Origin of the sequence: Flavobacterium sp. UBA4854, assembly GCF_002399805.1 — a bacterium.
Classification (GTDB): Bacteria; Bacteroidota; Bacteroidia; order Flavobacteriales; family Flavobacteriaceae; genus Flavobacterium; species Flavobacterium ginsengisoli.
This window is the reverse complement of the sequence record NZ_DHEI01000110.1, coordinates 5,163-10,857: the sequence shown is the minus strand read 5'-3', so window position 1 is coordinate 10,857 and position 5,695 is coordinate 5,163. Positions and strand designations below refer to the sequence as shown.

Annotated in this window: 5 protein-coding genes; 3 read left to right on the top strand and 2 right to left on the bottom strand. The window is 31.6% G+C overall.

Annotation, left to right across the window (positions count from 1 at the left end; all coding sequences use genetic code 11):
• Window positions 1-46 precede the first annotated feature (46 nt).
• Both B3J44_RS16585 and B3J44_RS16580 read right to left on the bottom strand, forming a co-directional pair.
• The gene (locus B3J44_RS16585; RefSeq protein WP_286969754.1) at window positions 47-2,326 is read right to left on the bottom strand and encodes a hypothetical protein; all 2,280 of its coding nucleotides are present in this window, start codon (window positions 2,324-2,326) and stop codon (window positions 47-49) included.
• Entirely contained in the window at window positions 2,286-3,425 is a 1,140-nt protein-coding gene (locus B3J44_RS16580; protein WP_286969753.1) for a hypothetical protein, read from the bottom strand. The genes B3J44_RS16585 and B3J44_RS16580 overlap by 41 nt, the downstream gene beginning before the upstream one ends.
• A 112-nt stretch (window positions 3,426-3,537) precedes the next feature.
• On the opposite strand from B3J44_RS16580, the gene prmA reads away from it, so the two are divergent.
• The 3 genes from prmA to B3J44_RS16565 all read left to right on the top strand — a co-directional run.
• Complete coding sequence (gene prmA, locus B3J44_RS16575; RefSeq protein ID WP_286969752.1) at window positions 3,538-4,371, top strand: 50S ribosomal protein L11 methyltransferase; 834 nt, start codon at window positions 3,538-3,540, stop codon at window positions 4,369-4,371.
• A gap of 36 nt (window positions 4,372-4,407) precedes the next feature.
• Window positions 4,408-4,683: an ATP-dependent Clp protease adaptor ClpS gene (locus B3J44_RS16570; RefSeq protein WP_198856133.1), complete on the top strand. Its 276-nt coding sequence runs from the start codon at window positions 4,408-4,410 to the stop codon at window positions 4,681-4,683.
• Between the two features lie 65 nt (window positions 4,684-4,748).
• A partial coding sequence (locus tag B3J44_RS16565; RefSeq protein ID WP_286969751.1) for a sterol desaturase family protein occupies window positions 4,749-5,695 on the top strand: 947 nt, incomplete at its 3' end.

Below are 5,695 nucleotides of genomic sequence, written 5' to 3'. Positions count from 1 at the left end.
AAAGAATTGGTTAATTTTTATTCAATTTATAAAACAACACCAACGTTTAAAAAATTGAATAAAAATTAACCAATTCTTTTCCTGCTTTAAAAGGATTTTTGGCTTCCTCTTCCTCTGTAATTAATTCTGCATAATGGTCGTAATAATTACATTCAAAAATCATTAAGCTGGCCATTGCTTTTTCGTTAGTGTTTCTAGACATTTTTAATGCTTTTTCATAATACATTTTGGCCATTTTCAGATTGTAATAATTGCCATTTTGATATTTCTTTTCGTTTTCTGTATTATCTCCGTAAACATAATCTGTATATGACCCGCCTGAGCTCCAATCGTAGGCCGTCATCATCCAAGAATTCCCTAAATAGGAAACATTAAAATAAGCATGTGCCAATTGCAGATTGCTGCTTGCTGTATTTTGTTTTTTAAGCTGAATTAATTTCGCAATAAAATCGGTTTTATTGAAACTATAATCATACTTTCTTTCTTCTTGTTTTTGAAGGATTTTGGGCGTAAATGGGTTTTCGTTTAAATAGGTTTTGTACTCATAATTCTTTTCCCAAAAATCTTGTGGCATACTTGAAAAAGTCTCGTAGGCCAATTCCAGATTATTATTTCTAAAAGCAATTGTTCCTTTTAAATCTTTGTAATAATTGACATTTGGCGCGATTGTTCCAGAACAAATATATTTTTCGAAAGGCGTTTTATCTTTTTTAAGCTGTAAAGCCATTAAAACATCCATATCTTTTACAGACGCATTGCGGTCAAAATATCCTATATAACTAAAAAAATATGGATTATTGTAAGCCGAATATTCTCCATCATTTTTAATATCCGATTTCATCGAAAGTAAACCTGCTGTAACAATGTCGCCTTTTTTGCGAAAGTCATCGCTTGCAATTAGGTATAAACTATATAAATTTTTAAATAATCCGTGATCGGTTTCTACTAGATTTTCGACCGAATCAAAATAAGTATAAAGCTGGCTTTGAACTTTCTCATTTTTTAAATCATCTTGTTTTAATGAGACCAAAGCCAGCTGAATATTCTTCTGCATTTGTATCGAAGGATTTGCTTTATTAGAAATCAAATCAGTATATTTTTTTCCTTCTTCAACCTGATCGTCAATAAAACACAATTGAGCAATTGCTGCTGTAATATAATCTTTTTGCTCGCCAGAAGTTTGTTCACGAATTGAAATCAGGAAATATTCTAATTCTCTCAAGTATAAAATATCTTTATTGAAGTTTTCTTCTTTCGCTTTAGCATAATTTTCATACCAATCTGTACTGCTAAAAACAACAGATGGTGTTTCGTCATTGGTGTACTGAGGCGTAAAAATCCAATCTTCGAGTTTATTTACTTCTCGTCCTATCAAAAAGCTTAAAAACAAACTATTTGGACTTAACTCATAAATTTCTTTAATAGCTTTTAAATCTGGTGCTGGGTTTCTAAGACTTTCAATAGACAAAATTACACTTCGTTCTTCGTCATTTTGTGCCAAAGCCAAAGTTTCTTCAGTCAATTTCCAATTGTAATGCTGTAGAACGGCAAACGATTTTTCTTCGCAGGAATTAAAAACTTTACTCAATAAATAATTTTGCAAAGGCAGATTATCAATACATAAAGCGTTATAATATAATGCCCAAGGTTTAAGAATTGTGTTTGATTCTGAAGCAAAATAATCATTATATAATTGTACAACTTTTTGCTTTTGCTGCGCATAAAAATAATATCGCAATGCTAAAAAAGCATAACGCTGTTTTAGAAAAGAATCTTTAGCCGACTTTATTTTCTTTTCAAAATCGAAATTATCTACTAAATCATCATTCTTATAATTACTGCCAACTTGATCCCAAGATTCCCATTTTGTATATTCCACATTACCGTATTCCAGTTTTTTAGCCAGCAGAATATAATTTAAAAAAGCTTTGTTTTTAGACAATAATAAAGCTTCTACAAAAGTGTTTTTAGGGAATGCATTTTTCAAAGTTTTGTTTTCGAATGCCGTTTGAAATTGTTCAGAATCTGTTTCATACAAAATCACATGAACATCGTCTGGATTAATACTGTTTCCTAATTTCTTTTTCCACTCTAAACAATTCTTTTCCTGATCTACACTAGAAATAGTATTAGTTGAATAATAATTATCTGCTGAATAATAAAACGGCGTAAGTTTGAAGAATCCTTCACGTTGCGCCTTAAACAAAGCTAATCGGCTGGTTTCGGGAGAAACACTCCATCCACAGGCAAATGAAAGCTGAAAGCCTAAAGCGAAAAATAAACTACTAAAAGCGCGCATAAAAATTGGAGATATTTTCGGTTCCATAATCGTTTATGTATTTTTTATCAAAAGAGAAAAAAGTCACTTTTGTATCATTATTAATCTGAATTTTGTTTTTAACAATCGAAATCATTTTATCCAATTCATTGTCTGAAATTTTTTCGATTCTAATTTCGTCACCATTTCTAAGATACGTCTGACCTACTAAAACATCATCTTGCAAAACATATTTTGAATCTGAAGTTTTCTTTACTTTAATCGTATCTTTTATCAATTGATCATAATCGGACAAAATGCCTTTAAATTGATTTCCACTAAAAGCAACTGCCCAACTGTATAATGGCAATGCAATATCTAATTTGAGTTTATAATCGCTATGCGTTATGTATTGCGCCAATTCTTCGCTAGTTCCAATTGAGTTTTTAGTCTGAAAATCATCTGGTTTTGTAATGTTATAACACATCAGTAAACCTCTATCTACAGGCGGGATTCCAGCTTTTGAAGCATATTTATATTGCCAAAGCCTGATTGTTGCCACAAGTTTTGACGATGGAAACTGCTTTTTAATCTGTTTTAATAAATAGAAATAATTCTTCTGAGATTTTTCGGTCCAGTCACAGTCAATCAGAATTTCTTTAAAATCAACTTTTAATTTCGCCGATTCTGCTTTTTTTACAGAATCGTAATCTAACGCTTTGAAGTCTTTCTGCTTGTAATAATCTTTTGGATAAACGATATTATAAGCATTGCTTTCTGCTTTTCTGTCATTCATCCTTTTTCCAATCTGACTAATTCGGCGTGTCATTCTAGCAGCAAGACTATCCAATTGTTTTGTGTCAGATTTTAAGAAGACTTCATTTGTAATAAAAATGCTTGGCGTTATTTCCAGATTGCTTTTGTTAAGTGAAATATCTTGAATAGTAGCTACAGGAAGAGATTCTTTTGAATAGGGATTATAATCGACATCAAAAAAACGGACATACATATGCTGGAGATCCATTTTCTTTACTAAAGAATCTTCTGCTTCCTGAAAATACATATCGGTCTTCCAATAACAAAAAGATCGCACAACATCGTGTTCGTTTTCGCAACTTGCGGCGCTTAAAACAACCAATAAAAGAATTAAAACAACATTTTTAACCATAAAAAAAAACTTACAAAATTTAATTCAAAATTAGCATTAAAATTTATAAGAATATGATTTATTTATGAATAAATTTTGCTTTGGATTCTTACCTTTGCAAAAATTTTTATTTATGTCGAATATATATTTAGGATATCATTTTACAATTGAGCCAAAAGAGTTAGGTTCTGAAATTTTAGTGGCTGAATTGGGCGAAAAAGCGTTTGAAAGTTTTACAGAAACAGAAAACGGAATTTCTGCTTTTGTGAAGAAAGATTTATGGGATGAAAATATTCTAGATGATATTTATATTTTACAATCTGAAGAGTTTAAAATTGAATATACAATTGAAGAAATCGATCAGGTAAACTGGAATGAAGAATGGGAAAAGAATTTTGAACCAATTGATGTTGACGGAAAATGTCACGTTCGCGCTCCTTTTCACGAGAAAACTGATGCTGAATTTGATATTGTAATTGAACCAAAAATGAGTTTTGGAACCGGACATCATGAAACCACTCACATGATGATTCAGCATTTACTTGAAATGGATGTGAAAGGCTTAAAAACCCTTGATATGGGATGCGGAACTGCGATTTTAGCGATTTTAGCCGAAATGAAAGGTGCTGAACCTATTGATGCCATTGATATTGACAATTGGTGCTATTTAAACTCAATTGAAAATGCCGAACGCAATAATTGCAAACATATCTCCGTTTATGAGGGCGATGCGGCTTTATTGGCAGAAAAAAAATACGATTTGATTATTGCTAACATCAACAGAAATATTTTGCTAAATGATATGCAAGCATATGTTGATGCTTTAAACCCAAAAGGTATTATCCTTTTTAGTGGTTTCTATGAAGAAGATATTCCATTTATCGATGCATCATGCGTTGAAAAGGGTTTAACTTATGTTAAAAAGCTTCAAAGAAACAACTGGGTATCTTTAAAATACGTAAATTAGATACTGATAATCAATTCAGTACAAAAACTATAAAATATGAGTACTAAAGAAAAAGTCAGAGAAAGAGTTCGCGAAAAAGAAGCGGTTGCTTTTAATAACGAGATCATTGTGTATAATGATGATGTAAACACTTTTGATCATGTAATTGATACTCTTATGCGCGTGTGCAGCCACACAGCCGAACAAGCAGAGCAATGCTCATTGATTGTACATTATAACGGAAAATGCACTGTAAAAACAGGTCCGATAGAAAAACTAAAACCTCAATGTACACAACTTTTGGAAGCTGGGCTTAGCGCCGAAATTGTTTAATTGACCCATAATTTAAAAAGCATTCTATTTTATTCTATATTTGGATAAAATAGAATGCTTTTTTTATGGAAGAATATGGCAAAATATTAATTATCGCAATGCCGATTTTTTTAGTTTTAATTGTAATCGAAAAACTATACGGCATTTACAAAAAGAACGATACTGCTCCATTAATAGACAGCGTATCGAGCATAAGTTCTGGCATTACCAATTCGGTTAAAGATGTTTTGGGGTTGAGTATAACTTTTCTTTCCTACGAATGGCTAGTTTCTAAAATTGCATTACAACATTTAGAAGCAAATGTTCTCTCCTACTGCATAGCTTTTTTTGTAATTGATTTTTATGGTTATTGGAGTCATCGTCTGGCGCATCAGATTAATTTTCTTTGGAACAAACATGCTATTCATCACAGTAGCGAAGAATTTAATCTTGCCTGTGCACTTCGTCAACCCATTGCAAGTTTAGTCAATTTGTTTACTTTTTTGCTTATTCCTGCCGCTTTACTTGGCGTTCCTGCTTCTGTTATTGCTATCACACTTCCTATTCATTTATTTTTACAATTTTGGTATCATACAAAGCACATCAAGAAAATGGGTTTTATTGAACATATTTTGGTAACTCCGTCACATCATCGCGTGCATCATGCAATTAATCCAGAATATCTAGACAAAAACCATTCGCAGATTTTTATTTTTTGGGACAAGCTTTTTGGAACTTTTCAGGAAGAATTAGATGATGTACCTCCTGTTTTTGGAATTACAAGACCTGCTAATACATGGAATCCGATTAAAATAAATTTCCAGCATTTGAGTTTATTAATAAAAGATGCTTGGCGCGCTCCAAAATGGAAAGATAAATTAACCATTTGGTTTAAACCAACAGGCTGGCGTCCTGAAAATTTTGAAGAAAAATATCCTGTAAACAAAATTGAAAATGTTTTTGATTTTGCAAAATATGGTACTCAGAATTCTCAAAAATTAATATATTGGTCTGTTGCACAAGTTTTAATAAC

Coding starts and splice junctions, on each gene's coding strand:
- B3J44_RS16580 (WP_286969753.1), bottom strand. CDS start 3,425: ATGGTTAAAAATGTTGTTTTAATTCTTTTATTGGTTGTTTTAAGCGCC.
- B3J44_RS16585 (WP_286969754.1), bottom strand. CDS start 2,326: ATGGAACCGAAAATATCTCCAATTTTTATGCGCGCTTTTAGTAGTTTA.
- prmA (WP_286969752.1), top strand. CDS start 3,538: ATGTCGAATATATATTTAGGATATCATTTTACAATTGAGCCAAAAGAG.
- B3J44_RS16570 (WP_198856133.1), top strand. CDS start 4,408: ATGAGTACTAAAGAAAAAGTCAGAGAAAGAGTTCGCGAAAAAGAAGCG.